This window comes from Rhodococcus aetherivorans (genome assembly GCF_011058165.1).
Classification (GTDB): Bacteria; Actinomycetota; Actinomycetes; order Mycobacteriales; family Mycobacteriaceae; genus Rhodococcus; species Rhodococcus aetherivorans.
Map to the genome: position 1 here is coordinate 1 of NZ_JAALEG010000084.1, position 26,973 is coordinate 26,973.

At 71.4% G+C, this 26,973-nt stretch carries 29 protein-coding genes; 8 read left to right on the plus strand and 21 right to left on the minus strand.

The features are described from left to right. The first annotated feature begins 236 nt into the window (after positions 1 to 236). From G6039_RS24355 to G6039_RS24375, 5 genes are read left to right on the plus strand one after another with little or no spacing between them, the layout of a single operon-like run. Positions 237 to 698 carry an Asp23/Gls24 family envelope stress response protein gene (locus G6039_RS24355; protein WP_006936221.1) on the plus strand — a complete coding sequence of 154 codons (462 nt, stop codon included), beginning with the start codon at positions 237 to 239 and terminating at the stop codon, positions 696 to 698. After that, the gene (locus G6039_RS24360; RefSeq protein WP_029545019.1) at positions 695 to 1,012 is read left to right on the plus strand and encodes a hypothetical protein; all 318 of its coding nucleotides are present in this window, start codon (positions 695 to 697) and stop codon (positions 1,010 to 1,012) included. The genes G6039_RS24355 and G6039_RS24360 overlap by 4 nt, the downstream gene beginning before the upstream one ends. Further along, positions 1,009 to 1,203: a hypothetical protein gene (locus G6039_RS24365; protein WP_003937668.1), complete on the plus strand. Its 195-nt coding sequence runs from the start codon at positions 1,009 to 1,011 to the stop codon at positions 1,201 to 1,203. The genes G6039_RS24360 and G6039_RS24365 overlap by 4 nt, the downstream gene beginning before the upstream one ends. Next, positions 1,196 to 2,233 carry a DUF6286 domain-containing Asp23/Gls24 family envelope stress response protein gene (locus tag G6039_RS24370; RefSeq protein ID WP_006936218.1) on the plus strand — a complete coding sequence of 346 codons (1,038 nt, stop codon included), beginning with the start codon at positions 1,196 to 1,198 and terminating at the stop codon, positions 2,231 to 2,233. Before G6039_RS24365 ends, G6039_RS24370 begins: the two co-directional genes overlap by 8 nt. Then, positions 2,230 to 2,805: an Asp23/Gls24 family envelope stress response protein gene (locus tag G6039_RS24375; protein WP_006936217.1), complete on the plus strand. Its 576-nt coding sequence runs from the start codon at positions 2,230 to 2,232 to the stop codon at positions 2,803 to 2,805. Before G6039_RS24370 ends, G6039_RS24375 begins: the two co-directional genes overlap by 4 nt. A 132-nt stretch (positions 2,806 to 2,937) precedes the next feature. Here G6039_RS24375 and tuf read toward each other — a convergent pair whose 3' ends face one another. The 16 genes from tuf to G6039_RS24455 form a co-directional block, all read right to left on the minus strand. Beyond that, positions 2,938 to 4,128, minus strand: coding sequence for an elongation factor Tu (tuf, locus tag G6039_RS24380; RefSeq protein ID WP_006936215.1), 1,191 nt, complete (start codon positions 4,126 to 4,128; stop codon positions 2,938 to 2,940). A 92-nt stretch (positions 4,129 to 4,220) separates the two neighbouring features. Then, positions 4,221 to 6,323, minus strand: a complete 2,103-nt coding sequence (gene fusA, locus G6039_RS24385) for an elongation factor G (RefSeq protein ID WP_043800567.1) — start codon at positions 6,321 to 6,323, stop codon at positions 4,221 to 4,223. A gap of 147 nt (positions 6,324 to 6,470) precedes the next feature. Further along, positions 6,471 to 6,941 (minus strand): 30S ribosomal protein S7, encoded by a 471-nt coding sequence (rpsG, locus tag G6039_RS24390; protein WP_003937663.1) that lies wholly within the window; start codon positions 6,939 to 6,941, stop codon positions 6,471 to 6,473. Continuing rightward, entirely contained in the window at positions 6,941 to 7,315 is a 375-nt protein-coding gene (rpsL, locus tag G6039_RS24395) for a 30S ribosomal protein S12 (RefSeq protein WP_003937662.1), read from the minus strand. The genes rpsG and rpsL overlap by 1 nt, the downstream gene beginning before the upstream one ends. A 311-nt stretch (positions 7,316 to 7,626) precedes the next feature. Next, entirely contained in the window at positions 7,627 to 8,178 is a 552-nt protein-coding gene (locus G6039_RS24400) for a DUF3558 domain-containing protein (RefSeq protein ID WP_006936213.1), read from the minus strand. Beyond that, entirely contained in the window at positions 8,175 to 8,714 is a 540-nt protein-coding gene (locus tag G6039_RS24405) for a DUF3558 domain-containing protein (RefSeq protein WP_006936212.1), read from the minus strand. Before G6039_RS24405 ends, G6039_RS24400 begins: the two co-directional genes overlap by 4 nt. A gap of 9 nt (positions 8,715 to 8,723) precedes the next feature. After that, positions 8,724 to 9,353 carry a TetR/AcrR family transcriptional regulator gene (locus G6039_RS24410; RefSeq protein WP_006936211.1) on the minus strand — a complete coding sequence of 210 codons (630 nt, stop codon included), beginning with the start codon at positions 9,351 to 9,353 and terminating at the stop codon, positions 8,724 to 8,726. Further along, the gene (locus G6039_RS24415; protein ID WP_006936210.1) at positions 9,350 to 10,006 is read right to left on the minus strand and encodes a TetR/AcrR family transcriptional regulator; all 657 of its coding nucleotides are present in this window, start codon (positions 10,004 to 10,006) and stop codon (positions 9,350 to 9,352) included. The genes G6039_RS24410 and G6039_RS24415 overlap by 4 nt, the downstream gene beginning before the upstream one ends. Positions 10,007 to 10,016: 10 nt before the next feature. Beyond that, positions 10,017 to 11,066, minus strand: coding sequence for an LLM class F420-dependent oxidoreductase (locus G6039_RS24420; RefSeq protein WP_043800571.1), 1,050 nt, complete (start codon positions 11,064 to 11,066; stop codon positions 10,017 to 10,019). 60 nt (positions 11,067 to 11,126) lie between these two features. Continuing rightward, entirely contained in the window at positions 11,127 to 11,906 is a 780-nt protein-coding gene (locus tag G6039_RS24425; protein ID WP_029545024.1) for an enoyl-CoA hydratase family protein, read from the minus strand. 11 nt (positions 11,907 to 11,917) lie between these two features. Then, positions 11,918 to 13,078, minus strand: a complete 1,161-nt coding sequence (locus tag G6039_RS24430; protein WP_006936207.1) for an acyl-CoA dehydrogenase family protein — start codon at positions 13,076 to 13,078, stop codon at positions 11,918 to 11,920. Between the two features lie 2 nt (positions 13,079 to 13,080). Then, a complete protein-coding gene (locus G6039_RS30310; RefSeq protein ID WP_164528133.1) occupies positions 13,081 to 15,243 on the minus strand; it encodes an ATP-binding protein in 2,163 nt (720 codons plus the stop codon). A 7-nt stretch (positions 15,244 to 15,250) separates the two neighbouring features. Beyond that, a complete protein-coding gene (locus tag G6039_RS24440; RefSeq protein ID WP_006931255.1) occupies positions 15,251 to 16,849 on the minus strand; it encodes an acyl-CoA carboxylase subunit beta in 1,599 nt (532 codons plus the stop codon). After that, on the minus strand, positions 16,846 to 18,003 hold the full coding sequence (locus tag G6039_RS24445; protein ID WP_043800577.1) for an acyl-CoA dehydrogenase family protein: 1,158 nt from the start codon (positions 18,001 to 18,003) through the stop codon (positions 16,846 to 16,848). The genes G6039_RS24440 and G6039_RS24445 overlap by 4 nt, the downstream gene beginning before the upstream one ends. After that, positions 18,000 to 19,775 carry an acyclic terpene utilization AtuA family protein gene (locus G6039_RS24450; RefSeq protein ID WP_043800580.1) on the minus strand — a complete coding sequence of 592 codons (1,776 nt, stop codon included), beginning with the start codon at positions 19,773 to 19,775 and terminating at the stop codon, positions 18,000 to 18,002. Before G6039_RS24450 ends, G6039_RS24445 begins: the two co-directional genes overlap by 4 nt. After that, complete coding sequence (locus G6039_RS24455; protein WP_006931262.1) at positions 19,772 to 20,563, minus strand: TIGR03084 family metal-binding protein; 792 nt, start codon at positions 20,561 to 20,563, stop codon at positions 19,772 to 19,774. The genes G6039_RS24450 and G6039_RS24455 overlap by 4 nt, the downstream gene beginning before the upstream one ends. A gap of 145 nt (positions 20,564 to 20,708) precedes the next feature. On the opposite strand from G6039_RS24455, the gene G6039_RS24460 reads away from it, so the two are divergent. Next, positions 20,709 to 21,590 carry an EamA family transporter gene (locus G6039_RS24460; protein ID WP_037201042.1) on the plus strand — a complete coding sequence of 294 codons (882 nt, stop codon included), beginning with the start codon at positions 20,709 to 20,711 and terminating at the stop codon, positions 21,588 to 21,590. Here G6039_RS24460 and G6039_RS24465 read toward each other — a convergent pair. Continuing rightward, a complete protein-coding gene (locus G6039_RS24465; RefSeq protein WP_043800583.1) occupies positions 21,587 to 23,209 on the minus strand; it encodes an MFS transporter in 1,623 nt (540 codons plus the stop codon). The genes G6039_RS24460 and G6039_RS24465 overlap by 4 nt on opposite strands. A gap of 159 nt (positions 23,210 to 23,368) precedes the next feature. Further along, positions 23,369 to 24,286 carry a LysR family transcriptional regulator gene (locus tag G6039_RS24470; protein ID WP_006931266.1) on the minus strand — a complete coding sequence of 306 codons (918 nt, stop codon included), beginning with the start codon at positions 24,284 to 24,286 and terminating at the stop codon, positions 23,369 to 23,371. Between the two features lie 68 nt (positions 24,287 to 24,354). On the opposite strand from G6039_RS24470, the gene G6039_RS24475 reads away from it, so the two are divergent. Further along, positions 24,355 to 24,792, plus strand: a complete 438-nt coding sequence (locus tag G6039_RS24475) for a PaaI family thioesterase (protein ID WP_043800645.1) — start codon at positions 24,355 to 24,357, stop codon at positions 24,790 to 24,792. Between the two features lie 58 nt (positions 24,793 to 24,850). Beyond that, a complete protein-coding gene (locus G6039_RS24480) occupies positions 24,851 to 25,657 on the plus strand; it encodes a class I SAM-dependent methyltransferase (RefSeq protein ID WP_043800585.1) in 807 nt (268 codons plus the stop codon). Between the two features lie 48 nt (positions 25,658 to 25,705). Here the strand turns inward: G6039_RS24480 and G6039_RS24485 are convergent, their stop codons facing one another. The 3 genes from G6039_RS24485 to G6039_RS24495 are packed head-to-tail and all read right to left on the minus strand — an operon-like array spanning position 25,706 to position 26,921. Beyond that, positions 25,706 to 26,026: a DUF202 domain-containing protein gene (locus G6039_RS24485; protein ID WP_006931270.1), complete on the minus strand. Its 321-nt coding sequence runs from the start codon at positions 26,024 to 26,026 to the stop codon at positions 25,706 to 25,708. 25 nt (positions 26,027 to 26,051) lie between these two features. Beyond that, complete coding sequence (locus G6039_RS24490; RefSeq protein ID WP_006931271.1) at positions 26,052 to 26,420, minus strand: YidH family protein; 369 nt, start codon at positions 26,418 to 26,420, stop codon at positions 26,052 to 26,054. Between the two features lie 60 nt (positions 26,421 to 26,480). Continuing rightward, positions 26,481 to 26,921, minus strand: coding sequence for a QcrA and Rieske domain-containing protein (locus G6039_RS24495; RefSeq protein ID WP_043800588.1), 441 nt, complete (start codon positions 26,919 to 26,921; stop codon positions 26,481 to 26,483). Positions 26,922 to 26,973 lie beyond the last annotated feature (52 nt).

The window sequence follows — 26,973 nt, forward strand, 5'->3', positions numbered from 1 at the left end:
CGCCAGCCCCGCCCCGACCACGACGATCCGCTGTGTTCCCGTCTCACCCACCCGCTCCACCCTCTCCGCCAGCAGTGACCCACGCCACCGTAATCCGTGCAACTGTTTTACCAAATACAGGGACCTCCGGACAGGGCGCCGTTCATGCGAGCCGCGTGCCCCGCACCCGGGGCGGCCTGGAGTTACTACAGTCGGAGGGGACAGACCTTCATCCGGCAGGCCGACGAGGAGCCCCCATGACCAGCGACAGCGGCGCAGGCGTCAGCCGCGTGCAGTTCGGCAACGGAATCGCGCCGGGACCGGTCGACACCCAGGGGCGCACCATCATCGCCGACGCGGTCGTGGCGAAGATCGCCGGGATCGCGACCCGCGAGATCAGCGGCGTCTACGACGTCGGCGCGGGCACCGCACGCGTGGTCGGGGCCCTGCGGGACCGCATTCCCGGCGCGCGGATCAACCACGGGCAGGGCGTCGCGGTGGAGGTCGGGGAGAAACAGGCCGCGATCGACATCGGCATCGTCGCCGAATACGGCGTGGCCCTGCACGAACTCGCCGTCGCGATCCGCCACAACGTGATCGCGGCCGTCGAACGGATGACCGGCCTCGAGGTCACCGAGGTCAACATCACCGTCTTCGACGTCGTGCTGTTCGACGAGACCACCGGTGTCGCCGACGACCTGAAACCCCGCGTCCAATGACCACCCCCGCCGAGCCCGCAGAACTCGCCGCGGCCGCCGCCCGGACCGTGCCCGGCGTCGCCGACCTCCACGGCGGAGCGTTCGGCGAGGTCGCGACCTATCTGCCGGGCCGGCGCGTCACCGGGATCCGCCTCGGCTCCGACACGTGCGCGGTGCACATCGTCGTCGAGTACCCGGCCGACCTGTACGCCGTCGCGGCCGCCGTCCGCGCCCGGCTCGAGCCGCTGCTCGGCGTCCCCGTGGATGTGACCATCGAAGACATACGGATCCCGTCACCCGACGGCGAGCACCCGACCAGTGAGGTGACCCAGTGAACCACACCCCTGTCAGCAACACCGCCGTCGGACTCCTCGCGGGACTGCTGCTGGCCCTCGCGGGCATCCTCGGGGGCTTCAGCGGCCTGCTGTTCGGCATCCTGCTCGGCGCCCTCGGCATGGCGATCGGTGCCCACCGGGACGGGCTTCTCGACCTGGGCGCTCTGCTGCGGAGCCGGGGCCGTGGCTGACCCTACGCCCACCGGCCCGAGGACCCTGCCGGCCCAGGCCGGCGCCGACGCGGTCGCAACCGAGACGGTCGACCCCGTCGGGCACCGCGGCCAACTGGTCATCAAGGACCGCGCCGTCGAACGGATCGCCGCGGCCGCCGCCCTCCAGGTGCCCGGTGTGGTTCGTCAACGCGGTGGCCTGAGCCTGTTCACCGGGCGGGACCTGCCCCGCGCCGACGTCACCACCGGCGGCGGCGCCGTCGCGATCAACCTGTACATCGCCGCGGAATGGCCCTACGACGCCGCCGCCCTGACCCGGCGTGTGCACGACGCGGTGGACCGGCAGCTCCACGAGCTGACCGGCCTGCCGGTGCACGAACTCAACGTGCTCGTCGCGGCCACGTCCGTCGCCGGGCCGGCCGAGCGCAGCGAGCCGGCGGTGCCGGTCGAGTACACCGAGGCCGACATCGTCGCCCGGACGGAGTACCGGGCCCCCGTACCGGTCGTTTCGCCGCTGCCGCCCCTGGCCCACCCGGCCGCGGCCCCGGCGGCCGCGCTCATCGCCGTGGGCGCTCTGGCGCTCGCGTTCGCCGCCGCCCGGGAACTGCTCATCGTCCGCGGCACCTACGCGGGCGCGCCGTGGCTGCGGAACTCCTTCGAGTGGTTCGGCCGGCTGCACTGGCAGAGCTGGATCGCACCCGTCGCTGCGGTCCTCGTGCTGCTGGGGGTCGTGCTCGTCGTGGTGGCGGTCAAGCCGCGGCGCCGCACCCACGTGCCCCTGCAGGTGTCCGGTCCGGTCCCGACGGTGTGGATGCGCCGGACCGACCTGGCCCGGATGTGCAGCGCGCACGCGTCCACACTGCCCGGTGTGTACGCGGCCCGCACCGTCGTCGATCGCCGTCGCGCGCTCGTCAGCGTCGTGGGCTCGGGTGAGGAGTCGACCGCCGATCTGGTCGCCGCGGTCCGGGGTGCGGTGGCGCCGAATCTGGCTCTGCTCGCGGAGCCGATCGCTCTCGTGGTGCAGGTGCACCGGCCGAGGACGGCGCGATGAAGCTGCGCACCGTCCTGGTCAACCGGATGCTCACGTTCGCCGTGGGCGCCGCGCTCCTCGGCGCCGGGGCCTTCGCACTGGCCTGGGTGTGGCAGGTGAGCTTCGCCCGGGAATGGCTGGCCCGCCTGGACCGGCCGCGCATCATCGACATCCCGGACCAGTCCTGGTGGGAGGGCGCGTTGTGGACCGCCGTCGCGGTGGGGGTGACGATCGGGATCGTGCTCCTGGCGGTCAACTTCTCCCGGCGCCGGACGTCGCGGGTGCAGCTCTACGACGAGGTCACCGAGGCCACCCTGGCCGTGGAGCTCGGGCCGGTGGCCGACGGCGTCGCCGGTGAGCTTGCGGCCCTGCCCGGTGTGCGGGCCACGCGTAGCCGGGCCGTGGTGGAACGCCATCTGCCGACCCTGTCGGTCACGGTGTACGCGGACCCGAACATCGACGTCGCCGACTTCACCGCCCGCGCCGAGGAGACCGCCGAGCGGGCCGCCCGGGCGCTGGGCGGGGCCCGCGTGGCGACGCAGGTACTGCTGCACCTGGATCCGGCCCACCCCGAATCCGGCGGACAGGGGTAGGCCGCCGAGCGAACGTGGCATTTCGTCGGCGTACGGAGATGAACGATACATTCGCTCGTTCCCCGGGGACGGAAACGCCGAACGGCGCCCACCCCGAAGGGTGGACGCCGTTCGACGTCAGCGAGAACTAGCTCACTTGATGATCTTCGTGACGCGACCGGCGCCGACGGTGCGGCCACCCTCGCGGATCGCGAAGCGCAGGCCCTCGTCCATGGCGACCGGCTGGATCAGCTTGACGGACATCTCGGTGTTGTCGCCCGGCATGACCATCTCGGTGCCCTCGGGGAGGGTCACAACGCCCGTCACGTCCGTGGTACGGAAGTAGAACTGCGGACGGTAGTTGTTGAAGAACGGGGTGTGGCGGCCACCCTCCTCCTTGTTGAGGATGTAGGCCTGGCCCTCGAACTCCGTGTGCGGGGTGGTGGTGCCCGGCTTCACGACGACCTGGCCACGCTCGACGTCCTCGCGCTTGATGCCGCGGACCAGCAGACCGACGTTGTCGCCGGCCTGGCCCTGGTCGAGCAGCTTGCGGAACATCTCGATGCCCGTGACCGTGGTCTTGGTCGAGGTCGGCTTGATACCGACGATCTCGACTTCCTCGTTCACGTTGATGACACCGCGCTCGATGCGGCCGGTGACGACCGTGCCACGACCGGTGATGGTGAAGACGTCCTCGACGGGCATGAGGAACGGCTTCTCGGTCTCACGGACCGGGTCCGGGATCGACTCGTCGACGGCGCTCATGAGCTCGAGGATGCTCTCGGTCCACTTCGGGTCACCCTCGAGTGCCTTCAGGGCCGAAACCTTGACGACAGGAGCCTCCTCGTCGAAGTCCTGCGCAGCGAGGAGCTCACGGACCTCCATCTCGACGAGCTCGAGGATTTCCTCGTCGTCGACCATGTCGGACTTGTTGAGCGCGACGAGGATGTAGGGCACGCCGACCTGACGGGCGAGCAGCACGTGCTCACGCGTCTGCGGCATCGGGCCGTCGGTGGCGGCCACGACCAGGATCGCACCGTCCATCTGAGCCGCACCGGTGATCATGTTCTTGATGTAGTCGGCGTGACCCGGAGCGTCGACGTGCGCGTAGTGGCGCTTCTCGGTCTGGTACTCGACGTGGGAGATGTTGATCGTGATACCACGAGCCTTCTCCTCCGGAGCCTTGTCGATCTGGTCGAACGCGAAGCTCTGGTTCAGCTCGGGGTACTTGTCGGCCAGCACCTTGGTGATCGCCGCCGTCAGAGTGGTCTTGCCGTGGTCGACGTGACCGATGGTGCCGATGTTCACGTGCGGCTTGGTCCGCTCGAACTTCGCCTTCGCCACTTGAGGGTCCTCCTGGACTGTTGTTGCTTGCAGTATGCAGCAGTGCGGTTGTTACTTACTTGGTCGTGCAGCCGACCGGGTCGGAACCGAGGTTACTCGCCGGTCGCCTTGGCGATGATTTCCTTCGAGACGTTCGCGGGAACCTCAGCGTAGGAATCGAACACCATGGAGAAGTTCGCGCGACCCTGGGTCTTCGACCGCAGGTCACCGATGTAACCGAACATCTCCGAGAGCGGAACCAGCGCCTTCACGACACGGGCACCACTGCGTTCCTCCATGGCCTGAATCTGGCCACGGCGGGAGTTGAGGTCGCCGATCACTTCACCCATGTAGTCCTCGGGGGTGGTGACCTCGACAGCCATGAGCGGCTCGAGGATGACCGGCGCAGCCTTGCGCGCGGCCTCCTTCAGGGCCTGCGAACCGGCGATCTTGAACGCCATTTCCGACGAGTCGACGTCGTGGTACGCGCCGTCGAGCAGGGTGACCTTGACGTTCACCAGCGGGTACCCGGCGAGCACGCCGTACTGCATCGCGTCCTGCGCACCGGCGTCGACCGAGGGGATGTACTCGCGGGGCACGCGGCCGCCGGTGACCTTGTTCTCGAACTCGTAGGTCGCGCCGTCCTCGCCCACGAAGGGCTCGAGGGCGATGATGACCTTCGCGAACTGGCCGGAACCACCGGTCTGCTTCTTGTGCGTGAACTCGAGCTTCTCGACCTTCTTGGTGATGGTCTCGCGGTACGCCACCTGCGGCTTGCCGACGTTGGCCTCGACCTTGAACTCACGACGCATCCGGTCGACGAGGATGTCGAGGTGGAGCTCGCCCATGCCGCCGATGACGGTCTGGCCGGTCTCCTCGTCCAGCTCGACGGAGAAGGTGGGATCCTCCTCGGCCAGCTTCTGGATCGCGGTGCCCAGCTTCTCCTGGTCGGACTTGGTCTTCGGCTCGATGGAGACCTGGATGACCGGATCCGGGAAGGTCATGGACTCGAGCACGATCGGGGCGTCCTGCGCGCACAGGGTGTCACCGGTCGTGGTGTCCTTCAGGCCGATCATCGCGTAGATGTGGCCGGCCACCGCCTCGTCGACCGGGTTCTCCTTGTTGGCGTGCATCTGGAACAGCTTGCCGATGCGCTCCTTCTTGCCCTTGGTGGCGTTGAGCACCTGGGCACCCGGCTCGATGCGGCCGGAGTAGACGCGCACGAAGGTCAGCTTGCCGAAGAACGGGTGCGCGGCGATCTTGAACGCCAGCGCGGAGAAGGGCTCTTCCTTGCTCGGCTTGCGGGTGAGGGTCTCTTCCTCGTCGCCGAGCTTGTGGCCCTCGACCTCGCCGATGTCGAGCGGGTTCGGCAGGTAGTCGATGACCGCGTCGAGCATGGGCTGGATGCCCTTGTTCTTGAACGCGGAACCGCACAGCACCGGGTACAGCTCGGAGGCGACGGTCAGCTTCCGGATGGCGCCCTTGATCTCGGCGACGGTGAGTTCCTCGCCACCGAAGTACTTCTCCATGAGCTCTTCGTCGCTCTCGGCGACCGTCTCGAGCAGCTTCTCGCGGTACTCGGCGACCTTGTCGGCCAGCTCCGCGGGGATCTCCTCGATCGTCGGCTCGGCGCCGATCTCGACGGTGCCACGCCAGGTGATGGCCTTCATCTCGACCAGGTCGACGACGCCGTCGAACGCGTCCTCCGCGCCGATCGGGAGCTGCAGGACCAGCGGCTTGGCGCCGAGGCGGTCGATGATGGTCTGGACCGTGAAGTAGAAGTCCGCGCCCATCTTGTCCATCTTGTTGACGAAGCAGATGCGCGGAACGTCGTACTTGGCGGCCTGCCGCCAGACCTGCTCGGACTGCGGCTCGACGCCCTCCTTGCCGTCGAACACGGCGACCGCGCCGTCGAGGACGCGCAGCGACCGCTCGACCTCGACCGTGAAGTCGACGTGGCCGGGGGTGTCGATGATGTTGATCTGGTTCTTGTTCCAGAAGCAGGTCACGGCGGCGGAGGTGATGGTGATACCCCGCTCCTTCTCCTGCTCCATCCAGTCGGTGGTCGAGGCACCGTCGTGGGTCTCACCGATCTTGTAGTTCACACCGGTGTAGAAGAGGATGCGCTCGGTCGTCGTGGTCTTGCCGGCATCGATGTGCGCCATGATGCCGATGTTGCGGACCTTGTTCAGGTCGGTCAGCACTTCCTGTGCCACAGGTAACCCCGCTCGTAGCTCGTGTCGGTCCTAGGGTGCGGACCAGTGTTCTCGGATGTTCAGCCGGCCTTCAGGGACCGACACAGTTGTGCGAACGGCCGGCCGGGAGGATTTCGGGAATACCGGTTCCTCCCGACCGGCATCGACTCACCAGCGGTAGTGCGCGAACGCCTTGTTGGCCTCGGCCATCTTGTGGGTGTCCTCGCGACGCTTCACGGACGCACCCAGACCGTTGCTGGCGTCGAGGAGCTCGTTCGCGAGGCGCTCGACCATGGTCTTCTCACGACGCTGACGCGAGAAGGTGACCAGCCACCGCAGGGCGAGGGTGGTCGAACGACCGGGACGAACCTCGACCGGCACCTGGTAGGTGGCGCCACCGACACGGCGGCTGCGCACCTCGAGGGCAGGCTTGACGTTGTCCAGAGCGCGCTTGAGGGTGACGACCGGATCGGTGCCGGTCTTCTCGCGCGCGCGCTCGAGTGCCTCGTAGACGATGCGCTCGGCGGTGGACTTCTTGCCGTCCAGCAGGATCTTGTTGACCAGCTGGGTGACGAGCGGCGACCCGTAGACCGGGTCGGCGATCAGGGGACGCTTCGGAGCGGGACCCTTACGTGGCATCAGCCCTTCTCCTTCTTCGCGCCGTAGCGGCTGCGCGCCTGCTTGCGGTTCTTGACACCCTGGGTGTCGAGCGAACCGCGGATGATCTTGTAGCGGACACCGGGGAGGTCCTTCACACGACCACCGCGCACGAGCACCATCGAGTGCTCCTGCAGGTTGTGACCCTCACCCGGGATGTAGGCGGTGACCTCGACGGAGCTGGTCAGACGCACGCGGGCGACCTTCCGGAGCGCCGAGTTCGGCTTCTTCGGGGTGGTGGTGTACACGCGAGTGCACACACCGCGGCGCTGCGGGCTGCCCTTGAGGGCCGCGGTCTTGACCTTGGCGGCCTTGTCGCGGCGGCCCTTACGGACCAGCTGATTGATGGTTGGCATCTACCGGCTTTCTCGTTGTCTGAAGACTGCTCGCACGAGCAACCTTGGCTGTTCTGAAATTAGGGATCCATCGGTTGGGGCAAGAGAGCCGCTGCCCCGCACCCACCCCTCGTGTGCACACGAGGTCGGGCGTGTCGCGTACCCCCACACAGGCAGCCGGGGGCTCGCTCCTGCGGTGATTCCACAGACCGCGCGCACGGCACTACCTCGCATAGGCACACAGATCGGCCCGGGCATGCCGGACACGACCCACAACGATACCCGGCGGCGCGGCGCAAGGTCAAAGCGAGCTGCGGGGGTCCGCTCGTGGCTCAACTGCTGAGGTCGAGGGTCAGTCGGGCCAGCGTGACGGCCGCCGCACACGGATCGGGAGGCGCCGAACCGGGCGCGTACTGCACCCACCAGCCGAAGATCCCCGTCGTGGACGCTCCGGCGGAGATCCCGCAGGACGCCGGGTCGTCGGGCGGGCGCATCAGCACGGCCCGCCGGCCCTCCACGGTCGTGTTCTCCACCGCGTATCCCAGCCGTTGCGCCGTCCCCCGCTCGGTGTCGAGGGACCCGGTCTCGAACCAGTTGAAGGTGACCTTCGCCGTCGCCCCCGCACCTGCGGTGTCCCACCGGCAGATCGCCCCGAAGAACCCGCGCTCGATCGCCTCGACGCCGACCGCCTCCGCGATCTGCTCGTCGGTGACGGCATCGCACTCGGTGAGCAGGCGCGTGAACTCGGCGGAGGCGCCGCCCGCTCCGGCCCCCTCCGGCACGGCCTGCCCCTCGATCGTGCTGCCGCACCCGGCGAGCACCGCGGCCAGGGCCAGCAGCGACGGCAGCGTCGCCACCCGCGTCGTCCGCGTCGTCCGCTTCACCGCTGTGCCCTTTCCGCGCTGAGCTCGGCCAGGTCGCGGGCCACCACGCACGCGTCCGCGGCCGGCGTGAAGAGCCCGTACGTGACGGACCAGTGCACGAAGTCGCCCCCGAACTGCACGCCGATCTCGCACAGCACGGTCTGCCCGAAGTCGTTCTGCGCCGAGCCCTGGAAGCCCGGGTTGCCGTCGATCTCCACGTCGATCGCGGGCCGGCCGATCAGGTCGGAACCGGCGCGTTCGCGGCCGATCGGGCTGCCGCGGTACCAGGAGAACGTCACGCTCGGGCCGCCCGCCCCGACGAGTTCCCACTCGCATCCCACCGAGTTGCGGGTGACCTGCACGAACGACCCCAGCCCGAAGGCCCGGGCCACCTCGTCGTCGGTGACCGACCCGCACGCGCCGAAGAACGGGCCCGGCTCGGTCACCTGCAGGGTGGGCGACGCGCCGGCCGGGCCCTCGGCCGGGTCCGAGCCGCACCCGGCGACGACGGCACCGACGAGTCCGAGGACCGCGACCGTGGCCAGCTTGGGAGGCATGCCACAAACCTAACCGGCCGGGTGCTGCGCCGCCGAACGCTGCCGGGCCGCGTCGAGCACCGTGTCGAGCTGCGCGGCCCAGTGCCGGACGATCTCGGCCCGGCGCCGCGAATCGTCGGTGAGGACGTCGGCGAGGCCGAGGCCGCGCGCGAGGTCGAGGGTGGCCTGCACCATGCGGTGCACCGTCGCGTCGGACTCGTCCACGCCGAGTTGCTCGACGGCGACGCGGTGGGCGACGCGGCCGAAGTGTTCCTCGAGGGGGACGATGCGGGCCCGCAGTTCCGGATCGGCCGCCGCGGCCGTCCACACCTGCAGCGCCGCCTTGAACAGGGTGCCGGTGTAGTAGTCGACGAGCCGGCGCACCACGGCCTCGGTACGGGCGGCCCCCAGGGGCAGGTCCACGGTGTCGCGGCGGGCGAGATCCATACGGCTGTCGAACATGAACTCGAGCGCCGCGGTGATGAGGTCCTCCCGGGTCGGGAAGTGGTGCTGGGCCGCGCCGCGGGACACGCCCGCCCGCTCGGCGACCACCCCCACCGTGGTCGCGCCCCACCCCAGCTCCGCGAGGCAGTCGATGCTCGCCTCGAGCAGCCGGCGGCGCGTGACCCGGCTCCGATCCTGCTTGGGCTGCCGGGTCATCGCAGCGCGCCCCCGGCGGCGGAATCCCCGGGTTCGTCGTCCACCAGGACCCGTTCCATCTGGCGACGCCACACCGCCAGCTGGGGTTCGGTCAGCGGGTCGCGGGGGTCGATGGCGTAACCGAGGGCCGCCCCGCGCATCGCCTGATAGATCAGGTCGCGCACCTCGGCGAACCGGGGGCGGTTCGCGATCTCCGGACCGAAGTTCGCGGTCGTCTGCTCCTTGATCATCCGGCCCAGGAGGCGTTCGAGCGGCAGCAGCTCGGCCCGAAGTTCCTCGTGGCCGCGCGCGGCGAGCCACAGCTCCATCGACGCCCAGAAGTACGGCTGCCGGAAGTTCCACCACATCCGGTCGACCGCGGCGGCGATACGTTCGACCGGGTCGGCGGGCCAGGGATGGTCGCCGTCGAGGCCCTGGACCCCCTGGGCGGCGAGGTGGTGCACGGCGGCGACGAGCAGGGCGTCCCGCGACGGGTAATGGTGCAGCAGCCGCCCGCGGGACACGCCGGCCGCCTCCTGGATGCGCACGGTGGTGGCGTTGGAGTAACCGTGCTCGACGAGCACGGCCACCGCCGCGTCGAGGATCCGCTTGCGGGTGGCACGGCTGCGCTCCTGCTCGCCGCGACGGCGGACATCCGGGGACGGGCTGCTCATGGCGATCAGACTAGGCAGGCCGGCGCGTCAGCTCGCGGAGGGTGACCGTCGAGGCGAGGCGCCCGGCCCGGGTGTCCTCGAGGGCCATGATGTTGATCGTGGTGACTCCGGCGGCCTCGAACGCGGCGAGGCGCTCGGCGACGTGACTGCGCGGGCCGACGAGGCACACGCCGTCGATCAACTCGTCCGGGATCGCCGCCTCGGCCTCCTTCTTCCGCCCAGCCAGGTAGAGGTCCTGAACGGTCTCGGCCTCGCGCTCGAAGCCGTAGGTGCGGGCGAGCTGGTTGTAGAAGTTCTTGCCCTTGGCGCCCATTCCGCCCAGGTACAGCGCCAGGTGGGGCCGGGCGCGGTCGCGCAGCTCGGCGACGTTGTCCCCGATCCCGACCTGGACGTTGACCACCACCTCGAGCTCCCCGAGCGCCGGGTCCCGCTTCGCCTTGCCCTCGGCGAGCGCGTCGCCCCATACCCGGTGCGCGTGCTCGGGGAAGAAGAACACCGGCTCCCAGGCCTCGGCGATCTCGGCGGCGAGGGCGACGTTCTTCGGGCCGAGCGCGGCGATCATGATCGGAATGCGTTCGCGAACCGGCTGATTGATGAGCTTGAGGGGCTTGCCGAGCCCGGTGCCGCGGTCGGCCGGCAGCGGGATCGTGTACTTGCGGCCGGCGTATTCGAGCTTCTCGCGCCGCCACACGGCCCGGCAGATGTCGACGACCTCGCGGGTTCGCTGCAGGGGCGCGTCGTACGGCACGCCGTGGAAGCCCTCGATCACCTGCGGGCCGGACGCCCCGAGGCCGAGCACGAAGCGGCCGCCGGAGACGTAGTCCATGCCGGCGGCCGTCATCGCGAGCAGCGACGGCGTGCGGGTGTAGATCGGCACCACGCCCGTGCCGAGCTGCACCGTCGAGGTGCGCGCGGCCAGGTAGCCGAGCTGGCCGAAGGCGTCGAAGCTGTACGCCTCGGCGACGAATGCGATGTCGAGCCCCACCGATTCGAGTTCGACGATCTCGTCGACGACCTGCCGGAAGTCACCCGCGTAGTCGGGCTGGATGCCGAGTTTCATGACAGCCACTGTCGTACACCCACCACTATCCAGTCAACCCTGACCGTTTTACGGACCGTGTCACGACCGGCTCCACGACGGCGGCCGCTTCTGCAGGAACGCGGTCATCCCCTCGACCGCCTCCGCGGAGCCGAACAGCCGCGCCGACTGCTCCGCCAGCTCGTCGCCGTACCGGTCGAAGTCGGCGAGCATCCGCATCGTGGTGAGCCGCTTGGATTCGCCGAGCCCCTGCGGCGAGCATTCCCGCAGCTGGGCGAGGATCTCCCCCACCGACGCCTGCGGATCGTCGGTCTCGACGGTGACCAGGCCGATCGCCGCTGCCACCTCCGGCCCGAACCGCTCACCGGTGAGGAAGTAGCGGCTCGCGGCACGGGAGGTGAGCCGCGGCAGCACCGTCAGCGAGATGATCGACGCCGCCAGCCCCAGCCGGGCCTCGGTCAACGCGAACGTCGACCGGGGCCCGGCGACGGCGAGGTCGCATGCGCCGACCAACCCCATGCCGCCGGCGCGCACGTGCCCGTCGATCCGCCCGATCACCGGCTTGGGCAGCTCCAGGATCGACCGCAGCACCGCCGTCATCTCCCGCGTCCGGGCGGCAGCCGCCGCCGCGGCGCCGCCCTCCGCGGTGCTCGCCTCGCTCAGGTCGGCGCCGGCACAGAAGGTGCCGCCCTCATGGGTGAGCACGACCGCGCGGACCCCGTCGTCGGCGGCCGCGTCGGCGAGTCCCTGCCGGAGCTGCGCCACGAGCCTGGCGGAGATCGCGTTGCGGTTGTGCGGCGAGTCGAGAGTCAGCGTGGCGAATCCCTCGCTCACGTCGTACCGGACGAACGTCTCGGACACCGGCGCTCCCCTCAGTACGACCGGGGCAGGCCCAGCGAGTGCTGGGACACGAAGTTGAGGATCATCTCCCGGCTCACCGGCGCCACCCGCGCGATCCGCGCCGCGCCGAGCATCGCGGCAAGCCCGTACTCGCGGGTGAGCCCACCGCCGCCGTGCGTCTGGATCGCCTGGTCGAGCGACTTGATGCTGGCCTCGGCCGCGGCGTACTTGGCCATGTTCGCGGCCTCGGCGGCGCCGAAGTCGTCGCCGCTGTCGTACAGCACCGCGGCCTTCTGCATCATCAGCTTGGCCAGTTCGAGCTCGATCTTGCACTGCGCGAGCGGATGCGCGATGCCCTGGTGCGCCCCGATCGGCGACTTCCACACGGTCCGTTCGTTGGCGTACCGCACCGCCGCGTCCAGCGCGTAGCGGCCCATGCCCACGGCCATCGCCGCGCCGAGGATCCGCTCGGGGTTCAGGCCGGCGAACAGCTGCATCAGCGCGGCGTCCGGCTCCCCTACCAGCGCGTCCGCCGGCAGGCGCACGTCGTCGAGGAACAGGGTGAACTGGCGGTCCGGTTCGACGATGTCCATCTCCATCGGCGTCTTGACGAAGTTGTCCGCGTCGGTGGGGACGATGAACAGCGCCGGCCGCAGCTTGCCGCTCTTCGCGTCCTCGGTGCGGGCCACGATGAGCACCGCGTCGGCCTGGTCCACACCGGAGATGTAGATCTTGCTGCCGCGCAGGATCCAGTCCTCCCCGTCGCGCCGCGCGACGGTGGTGATCTCGTGCGAGTTCGAGCCGGCGTCGGGCTCGGTGATGCCGAACGCCATGATCTTCGAGCCGTCGGCGAGCGCGGGCAGCCAGCGTTGCTTCTGCTCGTCGGTGCCGAACTTGGCGATGATGGTGCCGCAGATGGCCGGCGAGACCACCACCAGCAGCAGCCCGCAGCCCTGCGCGGCGAGTTCCTCCTGGACCAGGGCGAGTTCGTAGATGCCGGCCCCGCCGCCGCCGTACTCCTCGGGCAGGTTCACGCCCAGGAAGCCGAGCTGGGCGGCCTCGCGCCACAGCTCGGTCAGCGGTTCGCCCTTGCGGGCCTTCGGCAGCACGTAGTCGACGTAGTTGTAGCGCTTGGCCAGGCCCGCGACCGCGGCGCGCAGCTGCTTCTGCTCGTCGGTTTCGATGACGCTCATGGTTACTCCTCGATGTCGGCCGGGGCGGACGGTTCGCCGGACTCGGCGGGGGTGACGACGGCCAGCACGGCGCCCAGTTCGACCTGGGTGCCGACGGCGACGGGCAGCTCGGTGAGCACGCCCGCGGTGGGGGCCTTGACGATGTGTTCCATCTTCATCGCCTCGAGCCAGAGGACCGGTTGCCCGGCGGTGACCGCATCGCCGACCGCGGCCCCGATCCGGATCACCGAGCCGGGCATCGGGGCGAGCAGCGAACCCGCGGCGACGTGGGCGGAGGGTTCGACGAACCGGGGGATCGCGCGCAGCCGTACCGGGCCGAGCGACGAGTCCACATGCACCGCGTCGCCGTAGCGCGCGACGTCGAACTGGCGGTGCACGCCGTCGATCGCGAGCACCACCCGGCGCTCGGTGTGCGCGACGAGGACGACGCCGGGATGGTCATCGGCGATCAGCCCGGACCGGGTGAGCCGGTACCGCACCTCGTGTGCACCGCGGTCGCCCTCGTACCGTTTGACCTGCGGCTGCGACGGCAGGTTGCGCCAGCCGCTCGGCAGGCCGCGGGCGACCGTCGCGGCCGCGCGGTGGGCGGCGGCGTCCGCCAGGGCCGCGGCGAGCGCGGACAGCGATTCGGCCCCGGCGTCGGCGAGCGGCGCGGCGAGCGTGTCGAGCCCGTGGGTGTCGAAGAAGGCGGTGTCGGTGTTGCCGGCGAGGAATTCGGGATGCCGCAGCACGTTCACCAGCAGGTCCCGGTTGGTGCGCAGGCCGTGCACCTCGGCGCGGGCCAGCGACGTCGCGAGCATCCGCGCCGCGCGGCCCCGGGTCGGGGCGTACGAGATCACCTTGGCGAGCATCGGGTCGTAGTGCACGCCCACCGCCGAACCGTCCTCGACGCCGGAGTCCAGGCGCAGCCCGGGCTCGCGCAGCACCTCGAACGCGGCGACGCGGCCGGGCAGCGCGAGACGGTGCACCGTGCCGGACTGCGGCCGCCAGTCCTGCGCCGGGTCCTCCGCGTAGAGCCGCACCTCGATCGAATGTCCGCTCGCCGGCGGGGGTTCGGGCTCGAGGCGGGCGCCGGCGGCGACCTGCAACTGCAGGTCGACGAGGTCGAGGCCGGTGGTGCACTCGGTGACCGGGTGCTCGACCTGCAGGCGGGTGTTCATCTCGAGGAAGAAGAACTCGCCGTCCGCCGAGCTCCCCGTCGCTTCGCTCACCCCGGTGACATTCCCCGTCGCTCCGCTCGCCCCGGTGACATTCCCCGTCGCTCCGCTCGCCCCGGTGACATTCCCCGTCGCTCCGCTCGCCCCGGTGACATTCCCCGTCGCTTCGCTCGCCCCGGTCGCGAGGAACTCGACGGTGCCCGCGCCCTCGTAGTCGATGGCCTGCGCGGCGCGCCGGGCCGCCGCGAACAGCCGCTCCCGCATCCCGGGCGTGGCCTCGACGAGCGGCGACGGCGCCTCCTCGACCACCTTCTGGTGGCGGCGCTGGATCGAGCACTCCCGCTCCCCCACCGCCCACACGGTCCCGTGCCGGTCCGCGAGGACCTGCACCTCGATGTGCCGGCCCGTTTCGAGGAAGCGCTCGCAGAACACCGTCGGATCGCCGAACGCGGACTGCGCCTCGCGCCGGGCCGCGGCGAGCTGGTCGGGCAGCTCGGCCAGGTCGCGGACCACCCGCATGCCGCGGCCGCCGCCCCCGGCGGACGCCTTGATCAGCACGGGCAGGTCGGCCTCGGTCACCGCGGCAGGGTCCAGCTCGGCCAGCACCGGCACACCGGCGTCGGCCATGATCTTCTTGGCCTCGACCTTCGAACCCATCCGGGCGATCGAGTCCGGGCCCGGCCCGATCCAGGTCAACCCCGCGTCGAGGACCGCCCGCGCGAATTCGGCGTTCTCCGAGAGGAACCCGTAACCCGGGTGGATCGCGTCGGCCCCCGCCGCGCGGGCGGCGGCGATGATCGCCTCGCCGCGCAGATAGGTGTCGGCGGGGGCGGTGCCGGGCAGGCGCACCGCGGCGTCGGCCTCGGCGATGTGGGGGCTGCCGGCGTCCGCGTCGGAGAACACCGCGACGGTGCCGAGGCCGGCGCGCCGGCAGGAGGCGAACACCCGGCGGGCGATCTCGCCGCGGTTGGCGACGAGCACGGTGGTGACGGTATCGGTGTGGTTCACTGCTGCCTCACATCCGGAAGACACCGAAGCTGTCGGTGCCCTCGATCGGCGCGTTGGCGATGGCCGACAGGCACATCCCCACCACGGTGCGGGTGTCGCGCGGGTCGATGACCCCGTCGTCGTAGAGCCGGCCGGACAGGAACATCGGCAGCGACTCCGCCTCGATCTGGTTCTCGATCGCCGCACGCATCGCCTCGTCGGCGGCCTCGTCGAAGGCCTGGCCGCGCGCCTGGGCGGCGGCGCGTCCGACGATGGAGATGACACCGGCGAGCTGGGCGCCGCCCATCACCGCGGATTTGGCGCTGGGCCAGGCGAACAGGAACCGCGGGTCGAAGGCCCGGCCGCACATGCCGTAGTGGCCGGCCCCGTAGGAGGCGCCGAGCAGGATCGAGATGTGGGGCACCGTCGAGTTGGAGACGGCATTGATCATCATCGAGCCGTGCTTGATCATGCCGCGTTCCTCGTACTCGCGGCCGACCATGTAGCCGGTGGTGTTGTGCAGGAACAGCAGTGGCGTGTTCGCGCGGTTGGCGAGCTGGATGAACTGGGTGGCCTTCTGGGATTCCTCGCTGAACAGCACGCCGCGGGCGTTGGCGAGGATGCCCACCGGGTACCCGTGCAGACGGGCCCAGCCGGTGACGAGCGACGACCCGTAGAGCGGCTTGAACTCGTCGAAGTCGGAATCGTCGACGATGCGGGCGATCACCTCGCGGGGGTCGAACGGCACCTTGAGGTCGGCGGGCACGATTCCGAGCAGTTCCTCGGGGTCGTAACGCGGTTCGCGCACGTCGGGGTGGGGTTCGGGGCCCTGCTTGCGCCAGTTCAGGCGACGGACGATGCCCCGGCCGATCCGGATCGCATCGGGCTCGTCGACCGCGTAGTAGTCGGCCAGCCCGGAGGTGCGGGCGTGCATCTCCGCGCCGCCGAGGGATTCGTCGTCGGATTCCTCGCCCGTGGCCATCTTCACCAGCGGCGGTCCGGCGAGGAACACCTTCGAGCGCTTCTCGATCATCACCACGTGATCCGACATGCCGGGAATGTAGGCGCCGCCCGCGGTGGAGTTGCCGAACACCAGCGCGATGGTGGGAATGCCGGCGGCGGACAGCTGCGTCAGGTCGCGGAACATGCGTCCGCCGGGGATGAACACCTCCTTCTGGGTGGGCAGGTCGGCGCCGCCCGACTCGACGAGGGAGATCACCGGCAGCCGGTTCTGCATCGCGATGTCGTTGGCGCGGAACCCCTTCCGCAGGGTCCACGGGTTGCTGGTGCCGCCGCGGACGGTGGGGTCGTTGGCGACGATCAGGCATTCGACGCCCTCGACGACGCCGATCCCGGTGACGGTGCTGCCGCCGACCGGGAACTCGGTGCCCCACGCCGCGAGCGGGGACAGCTCGAGGAACGGGGAATCCGGGTCGAGCAGCAGTTCGATGCGTTCGCGCGGGAGCAGCTTGCCGCGTTCGTGGTGGCGCCGGACGTACTTCTCCCCGCCGCCGGCGAGGGCCTTGGCGTGCTCGGTCTCGAGTGCGGCCAGTTCGGCGGTCATCGCCGAGGCCGCGGCGGCGTACTCTGCCGAGGCCGGGTCGAGGGTCGTCTGCAGGATGCTCACGAGGTGTACCCCAATCGTTTCGCCGCGAGCTCGGTGAGAATCTCGGTGGTGCCGCCGCCGATGCCGAGGATGCGCATGTCGCGGTACTGCCGTTCGATCTCGGACTCGGCCATGTAGCCGAGTCCGCCGAACAGCTGCACAGCCTGGTTCGCGACCCATTCGCCGGCCTCGACGGCGGTGTTCTTGGCGAAGCACACCTCGGCGACGAGGTCGCCGTCGCCGACGAGGGCTCGCTCGACGACCCGCCGGCCGTACACGCGCGCGACGTCGACGCGCCGGGCCATCTCGGCGAGGGTGCGCTGCACCGACTGCCGGGAGATCAGCGGCCGGCCGAACGTCTCGCGGTCGCGGCACCACGCCACGGTGAGGTCCAGACACCGCTGTGCGCTCGAATAGGCTTGGGCCGCAAGGGCAATCCGCTCCGAGACGAAGGCCTGGGCGATCTGCGCGAAGCCGCTGTTCTCGGTGCCGACGAGATTCTCGACGGGCACGCGCACGTCGACGAAGGACAGTTCGGCGGTGTCGGAGGCACGCCAGCCCATCTTGTCGAGCTTGCGCGAGACGGTGAATCCTTCGGCGCCCTTCTCGATCACCAGCAGCGAGATCCCGGCAGCGCCGGGACGTTCGCTGCCGCCGGTGCGCACGGCGGTCACCACGAAGTCCGCGCGGCAGCCGGAGGTGATGTAGGTCTTGGCGCCGTTGACGACGTAGTGGTCGCCGTCGCGGACGGCGGTGGTGGTCAGGTGCCCCACGTCGGAGCCGCCGCCGGGTTCGGTGATCGCGAGGGAGCCGATGAGCTCGCCCGCGAGGGTCGGCTCGACCCACTTCGCGATCTGCACCTCGTCGCCGGCGGCGACGAGGTGCGGCAGGGCGATGCCGCAGGTGAACAGGGAGGCGAAGGCACCACCGGAGGCGCCGGCCTCGTGGAATGCCTCGCACACGGTGAGAGTGTCCGCCGCGTCGCCGCCGGACCCCCCGACGGCCTCGGGGAATCCGGCGCCGAGAAGCCCGAGGGCGGCGGCCTTCTTGTGCAGTTCGCGGGGCAGTTCGCCGTCGCGCTCCCACGCGGCGAGGTGCGGCAGGACCTCGCGCTGGACGAAGGAGTGGACGGTCGAGCGCAGGTCGCGGCGTTCGGGGGTGTCCCAGATGCTCACTCGGGGTTCTCCATCTCGGGGTTCTCCATCTCGGGGTCCTCCATCTCGGGGTCCTCCAGGAGGGTCTCGGGGATGTAGAGGTATCTGCTGCGCAGCCACTCGCCGAGGCCCTTGGCCTGCGGGTCGAAGCGGGCCTGTGAGGCGACGCCGCGGCCGAGGATGCCCTCGATCACAAAGTTCACCGCCCGCAGGTTCGGCAGCACATGGCGGGTCACGATGAGGTTCTTCGACTCGGGCAGAAGGGTTTTCAGCGCGTCGACGGTGAGGGTGTGCACCAGCCAGCGCCACTGGTCGTCGGTGCGCACCCACACCCCCACATTCGCGTCGCCGCCCTTGTCGCCGCTGCGGGCGCCGGCGACGAGCCCGAGCGGCGCGTGCCGGGTGGGCCCCGCGGGTAGCGGCGCGGGCAGCTCGGGCTCGGCGACGGGTTCGAGTGGGCGCGTCGGGGTGACGGGCGGGATCGGGACGCGGCTGCCGTCGGGCAGGACCGCCGTGTGCGGCACCTCGGCGGCGTCGACGTAGCCGGGCGTGAACACGGCGTACGGCTGGCCGTTGCCGGGCGGAGCGGTCAGCGAGAAGCCGGGGTAGCTGGCAAGCGCGTACTCGACCGCGACCGCGGAGAAGGCGCGGCCGACGACCTGCGGGTCGCGGTCGCGGACGGTGCAGCGCAGCAGGGCGCTGGCCGCCTCCTCCGTGTCGGCGTCCGGATGGTCGGTGCGGGCGAGGGTCCACTCGAGCTCGGCCGGACGCGCGGGCAGGCTCGCCTCCATCTGCCGGCGCACCAGCGCCGCCTTGGCCTCGATGTCGAGTCCGGTGAGGACGAACACCGCTTCGTTCCGGAATCCGGCGAGAGCGTTGAGGGAGACCTTCAGCGTCGGCGGGGGCGCCTCACCGCGGACCCCGGTGATGCGGACCCGGTCCGGTCCGTCCTGGGTGAGCCGGACGGAGTCGAGGCGCGTCGTCACGTCGGGTCCGGCGTAGCGGCCACCGGTCACCTCGTACAGCAGCTGGGCGGTCACGGTGCCGACGGTGACCGCGCCGCCGGTGCCGGGGTGCTTGGTGATGGTGGAGCTGCCGTCGGCATCGATCTCGGCGATCGGGAAGCCGGGCCGGTCGAGGTCGGCGATCTCGGTGAAGAACGCGTAGTTGCCGCCGGTGGCCTGGGTGCCGCACTCGATCACGTGTCCCGCCGCGACCGCACCGGCCAGGGCATCGAAATCGTCCCGGGCCCAGCCGAAGTGGGCGGCGGCCGGGCCGGCGATCACGGAGGCGTCGGTGACACGGCCGGTGACGACGATGTCGGCGCCGGCGGTGAGACACTCGGCGATGCCCCACGCCCCGAGGTAGGCGTTCGCGGTCAGCGGCGGCGGATCGGCGGCCAGGCCGAGTTCGGCGGCGCGGGAGATGAGGTCGTCGCCCTCGACGTACGCGACGGTGACGTCGAGTCCGAGCCGGCCGGCAAGCTCGCGCACGGCCGTCGCCAGCCCGGCGGGATTGAGTCCGCCGGCGTTGGCGACGATCCGCACGCCCTTGTCGACAGCGAGCCCGAGGCAGTCCTCGAGCTGGCGCAGGAACGTCTTGGCGTAGCCGAGCGCCGGGTCCTTCATCCGGTCCCGGCCGAGGATCAGCATGGTCAGCTCGGCGAGATAGTCACCGGTCAGGTAGTCGAGTTCCCCGCCCTCGAGCATCTCGCGCATGGCCGCGAGCCGGTCGCCGTAGAAGCCGGAGCAGTTCCCGATGCGCACCGCCCGTCCGGCCGTGGGGGCGCTCACGCGGTGGCTCCTTCCGGGGCGCGGCCGCCGCCGGGCGGTCCGGCGAACGCCTGCGCGAGGCCGAGCCACGCCTCGGCGTCGGGTCCGGTGGCGACGAGGTCGGTGTCGGCCCGGTGGATCCGCTGGGTCACCAGCCGGCAGAAGTCGAGGGCGGATCCGGTGACGGTCTGGGTGGCGGCGTCGGGCCCCCAGGTCCACTCCTGCCCGTCGGGGGCGGTGAGACGGACGCGGAACGGCTCGGCCGGCGGGGTGCGGCCGTGCACGGCGAAGGCGAAGTCGCGGGTGCGGACGCCGAGATGGGCGATGTGGCGCAGCCGGTGCGTGGGCGGGCGGGTGACGCCGAGCGCGTCGGCCACGTCGCCGCCGTGGGCCCAGGTCTCCATCAGCCGTGCCGTCGCCATGGAGGCCGCACTCATCGGCGGGCCGTACCAGACGATCTTGGTTCCGGCGGGGACGGCCGCGAGGGCGTCGGCGAGGGCGCGGCGGGCGGCACGCCAGTCGGCGAGCAACTCGGCCGGGGGGCGGCGGGCCTGTGCCCGCGCCCCGTCGTCGACGAACCCGTCCGGATCGGTGATCTCGCCGAGCCCGGCGACGAACGCCTCCGGGTCTTCGACGGCGGTGAGGGCGGCGCGATCGGTCCACAGCAGGTGTCCGATCTGGTGGGCGATGGTCCAGTCTTCGGCGGGGGTCGGGGTCGCCCAGCGCTCGTCCGGGAGGTCCGCGACGAGGGCGTCGAGGGACTCGCCCTCGGCACGCAGGTCGTCGAGAAGCGGTTGTAGCTCCGTCATGCGACCAGAGTCACACCCGGGGCGCAAAAAATCAAGCACTCGTGATTGTTTTTCTGGTTGAGGGGGCGCGTGCTGCCGATCGTGCTCCCGTGCGGCAACATTCGTCGCACGCGGGACGGCGGATTCCCCAGGCCACGGAGGACGGATGAGCGGTACAGCACCGGCGCCACGGGGCGGCAGCCGGACCGTGCCCGTCGCGGCCGTGCTCGGCTCGGTGCTCTCCCTGCAGTTCGGCGCGGCCTTCGCCAGCACCCTGTTCGACGACGTCGGTGCCCTCGGCACGGTCACGCTGCGGCTGACGCTCGCCGCGGTGATCCTGTGGGCGGTGGTGCGGCCGTCGGTGCGGCACTGGCGCCCGGCGCAGTGGCGCGGCGTGGTCGCGCTCGGGGCGAGCCTGGCCGCGATGAACGGCTTCTTCTATGTGGCGATCGCCCGGCTGCCGCTCGCGGCGGCGGTCACGATCGAGTTCCTCGGACCGCTCGCCCTCGCCGCGGTCCTCTCCCGCCGCCCGCGGGACGCGCTGTGGGTGGCGCTCGCCCTGGCCGGGGTGGTGCTCCTCGGGGCACGCGGCCTCGGCGGGGACGGCGGCGCCCTCGACCCGGCCGGGGTCGGTTTCGCGCTGCTCGCCGCCGCCGGCTGGGCCTGGTACATCGTCGCGGGCTCGCACGTGGCCACCACCGTCTCCGGCGCGGCGGGCCTGACCGTCGCCACCACCGTCGCCGCGGCGCTCGTGCTGCCCCTCGGCCTCGGGACCGCCGGCGCCGGCCTGGCCGATCCCGCGATCCTGGCCGCCGGAGCGGCGGTGGCCCTGCTGTCCTCCGTGGTCCCCTACAGCCTGGAGATGCGGGCGCTGCGGGAGCTGCCGAAGAACGTGTTCGCGATCCTCATCGCTCTCGAACCGGCGGCGGCGGCCCTGGCGGGCGCGCTGGTGCTCGGCCAGTGGGTCCAGCCCGTCGCGGCGGTAGGCATCGCGCTGGTGATCGTCGCCGGCGTCGGCGCCCTGCGCGGCAGCGGCGACCCGCGCTAACCGTCCGCGTCCCCGGGCGCGGCCCCCTGCCGCTCGTCCCCCGCCGGCTCGGCGCGTTCGTCCTGCGCACGGTACGACGCGAGGAGCCGTCTTTCGGCGTCGCGCTTCGGGAAGGCGAAGAACACCAGGACCGCACCGGCGGCGACGACGAGAATGGCGGCGGCATACGCCTTCGTGTCCCCGTCCAGGAACGCCGTGCGCGCGGCGGACATGATGGCGTCGGCGTACTGCGGGTACCGCTCGGCGAGGTCGGCGGCGCTCGCGAACGACTTGGTCAGCGCGGCCTGCGTCTGGTCGCTGATCTCGTCCGCCTCCGGCGACGAGGCGATCGCCGCCGAGATCGACGAAACGTATCCGGCGGTGAGCAACGCCCCGAGGATGGACTGCATCACGGCCCCGCCCAGATCGCGTTGCAGGTCGGCCGTCGCCGACGCCATCCCGGCCCGGGTCACCGGGACCGAGCCGGTCAGCGAGCGGGAGGCGGGCGTGCCGGCGAAACCGACCCCGATCCCCACGAGGGCGTACGCGAGCGCGATCTGCCAGTAACTGGAGGTCTCGTCCCACATCGTCAGCGCGACCGCGAGCCCGAGGAGGATGAACGCGTAGCCGAGCAGCAGGGTGGTGCGCGCACCCCGGCTCTCCACCATCCGGGCCGAGTACGGAGCCACCACGAGCATGCACGCGGCGGCCGGAAGGATCGTCGACCCGGCGGCGAGCGTGGAGTAGCCCAGCACGTTCTGCAGGAACTGCTGGCCGACGAACATCGTCCCCATCAGGGTGCCGAACACGATGATGCCCGCCACCGCTGCCACCCAGAACGTCGGCCGCGCGGCCACCTTCAGGTCGAACAGCGGCTCGGGCACCCGCCGCTGCCGCCACACGAATACCGCGCCCGCCACGGCGGTGACGGCGGCGCAGACGAGCGCCGCCGTGCCTCGGCCGCTCTCGGGTGCGAGGTTGACCGTCAGGACGAGCGCCGCCACGAACAGCACCGACACGACACCGCCGACATGATCGACCGGCCCGGAGGTCTCGTTGACGTGCGCGGGAATCAGCACGGCCGCCGCCACGAGGGCGACGGCGGCGAGCGGCACGGTGATCAGAAAGGCCGAGCCCCAGTAGAAGTACTCCAGGAGCAGGCCGGACAGCAGCGGTCCGAGCGCAGCGACCGCACCGCCGGTCGCCGACCACAACGCGATCGCGCGGGTCCGCGAGGCTCCCGACCACAGCGCGGTGATCAGCGCCAGCGTGGTGGGATACGCCAGCCCCGCGGCGAGACCACCGGCCAGCCGGGCCGCGAACAGCACCTCGACGCTCGGTGCGAAGGCCGCCACCAGACACGCGGGTATCGACAGCGCGACGCCGAGCACGAGCAGCTGCTTGCGCCCGTAGCGGTCGCCGATCGCCCCCAGGTACAGCACCGACGCGGCCAGGCCCAGCGAATACCCGACGGCGACCAGGTTCAGTTCCGTCTGGCTCGCGTCGAAGGCCCGGCCGATCGCCGGCAGCGCGATGTTGGCAACCGAGAGATTGAGGTTCGCGACGGCGGCGACCAGGATCAACGTCGCGAGGACGGCCCCGGATCGCCGGGGGCTGCGATCGACCTCGACGGCCGTCACGGCCGCGACCCGTCGTACCGCGATGCGTCCATGTCCCACTCCCGGTGCCGGCTCGGCGCCACGCCGCGTTCGCTCGTACCCCCGGCGAGCAGCGTCCTCGACGATCATGATGACGCACCGGGCGCCGGATTCGGGCCGATTGCGACGATCGGTACGCGATCAGGCGCCGCGGACGATCATCCGCACCAGGTCCCCGGCCGGGCCGGCGAGCTTGCGGGGTGGGCGCCACACCGCGCGCAACGTGCGGGCCAGATCCAGGCCCTCGACCTCGACGGTCCGCAATTCGCCGGACGCGAGGTGATCGGCCACGGCGAGGGTGCTGAGCACGGCCGGGCCGACGCCGCCGAGGGCCGCGGTGCGCACCGCGGCGCCGCTGCCGAGCTCGAGCAGCGGCGACGGCCGCGCGAACTCCCGGAGGGCCAGATCCAGCGTGTGCCGCGTCCCGGAGCCCTCCTCGCGCACGACGAGCGGCGTCGCCGCCAGTTCGGCGACGGTGAGCGGACGCCGGCGCCGCGCCCACGGGTGCGCCGGCGTGACGACCACCACCAGCCGGTCCCGCGCCACCGGGGTGCTGTGCAGTCCCGGTGGGACGGTGGGAGCCTCGACGAACCCGACGTGGCACCGGCCCTCCGCGACCGCGTCGCAGACCTGCCGCGAGTTGTGGACCTGCAGCTGGATCTGCACGTCGTCCCGGAGCCCGCGGAAGCGGCCCAGCCAGCGCGGGATGAGGTGTTCGGCGACCGTCATGCTGGCCGCCACGGTCAGCTCGGCCTGCCGGTCTGCACTCAACGCCGCGGCGGCGTCGAGCAGGCGACGGGCGTCGGCGAGGGTCTGCCGCGCCCAGTGCGCGACCACGGTGCCCTCCGGGGTGAGCGCGGAACCGGCCCGCCCCCGGCGCACGAGCACGGTCCCCAGCTGCTTCTCGAGGCGGCGCACCGCCCGGCTGGCATTGGGCTGCGCGACGCCGGCGGCCCGGGCGGCCGCGCCGAGGCCGCCGTGGTCGTCGATGCCGACGAGCAGCTCCAGAGCGGCGAGGTCCGGCCAGCGAACCGTCGGCGAATGAGGTGACCGCGTCATGCACGAATGATATGTCCGCCCACGACCCGGCGGTGTGGGGCAGACTGCAGGCCGTGGAACTTCGAGGGGTGGACGACGCGGCGGCGGTGCTCGCGGCCCAACCGTTCAGCGTGCTGGTCGGCGCCCGGGTCGCCGCGTACGAGCCGGGCCGCGCGGTGCTCGAGATCCCGCTGCGTCCGGAGCTGCTGCAGCAGTTCGGGTTCGTGCACGGCGGCGTGCTGGCCTACGCCGCGGACAACTCCCTGACCTTCGCGGCGGGAACCGTGCTCGGATCGTCGATCGTGACCACCGGGTTCACGATCGACTACCTGCGCCCGGGCCGCGGCACGCTGCTGCGGGCCGCGGCGACGGTCGTCGACTCGAGCCGGCGACAGGCGCTGTGCCGGTGCGAGATCGTCGCCGTGACCGAGGACGGCACCGAGACACGGGTGGCCGCGGCGCAGGGCGGGGCCCGGGTGATCGACCTCGACCGCCGTTCCGGCCGTGAGCCCGGATCCGGTTCGTAGGCAACGGCGCCGGCCCGGACAGGTCGACTGACCGGGGACCGGAGAGAGGAAGACCGCGATGACGGATCACACCGCCGACGCCTGGGAGATCGCCGCGGCGTACGAGCGCTATGTAGGTCGCTGGAGCCGCCCGGTCGCCTCGAAGTTCCTGCAATGGCTGCCCCCTGCCGGCGCGGGCGCCGCGTGGTGCGATGTGGGGTGCGGGACCGGCGCTCTCGCACACGCCGTCCTTGTCGCCGAGGAACCGTCCCGGGTCGTCGGGGTCGAACCGTCCGAGGGCTTCGCCGCGGCGGCCCGCACCACGGTCGACGATCCCCGCTTCGAGGTCCGGCCGGGTACCGCTGCGGCGATACCGGCCGTGGACGGCGAGTTCGACCGCGTCGTATCCGGATTGGTCCTCAACTTTCTTCCCGATCCGATCGAGGGTCTTGTCGAGATGCGCCGCGTCACCCGAGCGGGCGGGACGATCGGCGGCTACGTGTGGGACTACGCCGAGGGCATGGAGATGATTCGCGCCTTCTGGGATGCGGCCGTCGAACTGGACGAGGCGGCGCGGGACCGGGACGAGGGTGTCCGCTTCCCGCTCTGCCGGCCCGATCCCCTCCACGACCTGCTCGCGTCTGCAGGTCTCACCGGGGTGCGGATCCAGCCGCTCGAGGTTCCCACCGTGTTCGCCGACTTCGACGATTTCTGGGCGCCGTTCCTCGGCGGTCAGGGACCCGCCCCCGGATATTGCATGTCGCTGCCGGCACGGCGCCGAGCCGAACTGCGGACGGTACTCGAGGCCCGACTGCGCCGCGACCGAGCCGGTCGGATCGCGCTGACCGCCCGGGCGTGGGCCTTCCACGGCTCCGTGCCCGATTGACACGGGAGTAGATCGTCCAGCCCGGCTGGAACGGCGACGGTGCGGCGGTCACGCCTGCGACGTGACGATGAGCGTGGCGGCGGCGAGGGCCAGAACGACGACCGTGACGGTCAGGACGATGTTGCGCCACCAGTGATGCCTCGCGCGGCCCTCGATGAAGCGCCTCACGCGCGCCCGGTGCTCGCGCCCGCTCGTCACGAGCAGCACGAGCGCCGGCACCAGGCACAGCAGGCCGATCACCACCACCACGGGCGCCGGGCCGGGCGCCAGGCGCAGGAACAGCAGGACCACCGCTCCCAGCCCGGTCGCCGTGCGCAGCCACGCGAGCGTGGTGCGCTCGGGCTGCAGGCCCGGGTCGTCGTGTCTCATCGTGGGCCCGAACGCGACGGCGCGGTCATATCAGGAGGGCCGCGGCGAGGGCCACGGCCCCGACCGCCAGCATCGCCGCGAGCAGGAAGGCGATCCGCGGCGGCGGCAGGGGACGTTCGGTGCGCATCGCGGCCTCGATCTGCAGCCAGCGCCGCAGGGCGGCGATCACCAGGAGCGCGGAGAACACCAGCAGCGTGCACGACAGCGTGGTCCGCACCACCGGCCCCACGACGTCGCCGGCGAAGGTCTCGAGCGCGACGGCCGCCGCGATGACGCCGAGCGCGGTGCGGATCCACGCGAGGAACGTGCGTTCGTTCGCGAGGGTGAAGCGGGCGTCGGGTTCGGCGCCTTCACGCAACGCCCGCGGCCGCCAGTCGCGCAGAGGTCTGGTCACGCCGTCGACCCTATCCCGGTGCCGCCCGATGAGACCGTCGAGGTGGGACGGCGAACCCGGTCAGGCGAGGGTGATCTCGCCGTTCTCGACGGTGACGGCCCTGCTCTCGAGGGGACGCGCGGCAGGCCCGTTCGCGACGGTGCCGTCGAGGTTGAACCGGCTGCCGTGGCAGGGACAGTTGATCGTGCCGTCCTGCACGGCCGCGACGGTGCAGCCCTGATGGGTGCAGATCGCGCTGAACGCGAGCACCTCGCCCGCGGCCGGCTGGGTCACCACGACCTTCTGATCGGGGAAGATCCGTCCCCCGCCCACGGGAATGTCGGCGACGGCCGCGAGGGGCTGTCCCGCGGCCGCGTCGGTGCCGGCGTCCTCCGCCGCGGAGGTCTGCCCGGAGGCCGGCTCGTCGCCGTAGGTGCTGCAGGCCGCCGTGGCGGCGACGGCGGCCACCCCGGCACCCAGGAGCACCGAACGGCGGCTGACGGGAGACTGCTCGAGATCCATTTTCCGGCTCCGATCGTGGGAGGGACAGTAGGGGTGGGAAAGACAGTAGGGG

Bases quoted from the DNA above. Each gene is read 5' to 3' on its own strand.
- G6039_RS24355 (WP_006936221.1), top strand. From the start codon at position 237: ATGACCAGCGACAGCGGCGCAGGCGTCAGCCGCGTGCAGTTCGGCAAC.
- G6039_RS24360 (WP_029545019.1), top strand. From the start codon at position 695: ATGACCACCCCCGCCGAGCCCGCAGAACTCGCCGCGGCCGCCGCCCGG.
- G6039_RS24375 (WP_006936217.1), top strand. From the start codon at position 2,230: ATGAAGCTGCGCACCGTCCTGGTCAACCGGATGCTCACGTTCGCCGTG.
- rpsG (WP_003937663.1), bottom strand. From the start codon at position 6,941: ATGCCACGTAAGGGTCCCGCTCCGAAGCGTCCCCTGATCGCCGACCCG.
- rpsL (WP_003937662.1), bottom strand. From the start codon at position 7,315: ATGCCAACCATCAATCAGCTGGTCCGTAAGGGCCGCCGCGACAAGGCC.
- G6039_RS24405 (WP_006936212.1), bottom strand. From the start codon at position 8,714: ATGCCTCCCAAGCTGGCCACGGTCGCGGTCCTCGGACTCGTCGGTGCC.
- G6039_RS24410 (WP_006936211.1), bottom strand. From the start codon at position 9,353: ATGACCCGGCAGCCCAAGCAGGATCGGAGCCGGGTCACGCGCCGCCGG.
- G6039_RS24415 (WP_006936210.1), bottom strand. From the start codon at position 10,006: ATGAGCAGCCCGTCCCCGGATGTCCGCCGTCGCGGCGAGCAGGAGCGC.
- G6039_RS24420 (WP_043800571.1), bottom strand. From the start codon at position 11,066: ATGAAACTCGGCATCCAGCCCGACTACGCGGGTGACTTCCGGCAGGTC.
- G6039_RS24430 (WP_006936207.1), bottom strand. From the start codon at position 13,078: ATGAGCGTCATCGAAACCGACGAGCAGAAGCAGCTGCGCGCCGCGGTC.
- G6039_RS24455 (WP_006931262.1), bottom strand. From the start codon at position 20,563: ATGACGGAGCTACAACCGCTTCTCGACGACCTGCGTGCCGAGGGCGAG.
- G6039_RS24460 (WP_037201042.1), top strand. From the start codon at position 20,709: ATGAGCGGTACAGCACCGGCGCCACGGGGCGGCAGCCGGACCGTGCCC.
- G6039_RS24470 (WP_006931266.1), bottom strand. From the start codon at position 24,286: ATGACGCGGTCACCTCATTCGCCGACGGTTCGCTGGCCGGACCTCGCC.
- G6039_RS24480 (WP_043800585.1), top strand. From the start codon at position 24,851: ATGACGGATCACACCGCCGACGCCTGGGAGATCGCCGCGGCGTACGAG.
- G6039_RS24485 (WP_006931270.1), bottom strand. From the start codon at position 26,026: ATGAGACACGACGACCCGGGCCTGCAGCCCGAGCGCACCACGCTCGCG.
- G6039_RS24495 (WP_043800588.1), bottom strand. From the start codon at position 26,921: ATGGATCTCGAGCAGTCTCCCGTCAGCCGCCGTTCGGTGCTCCTGGGT.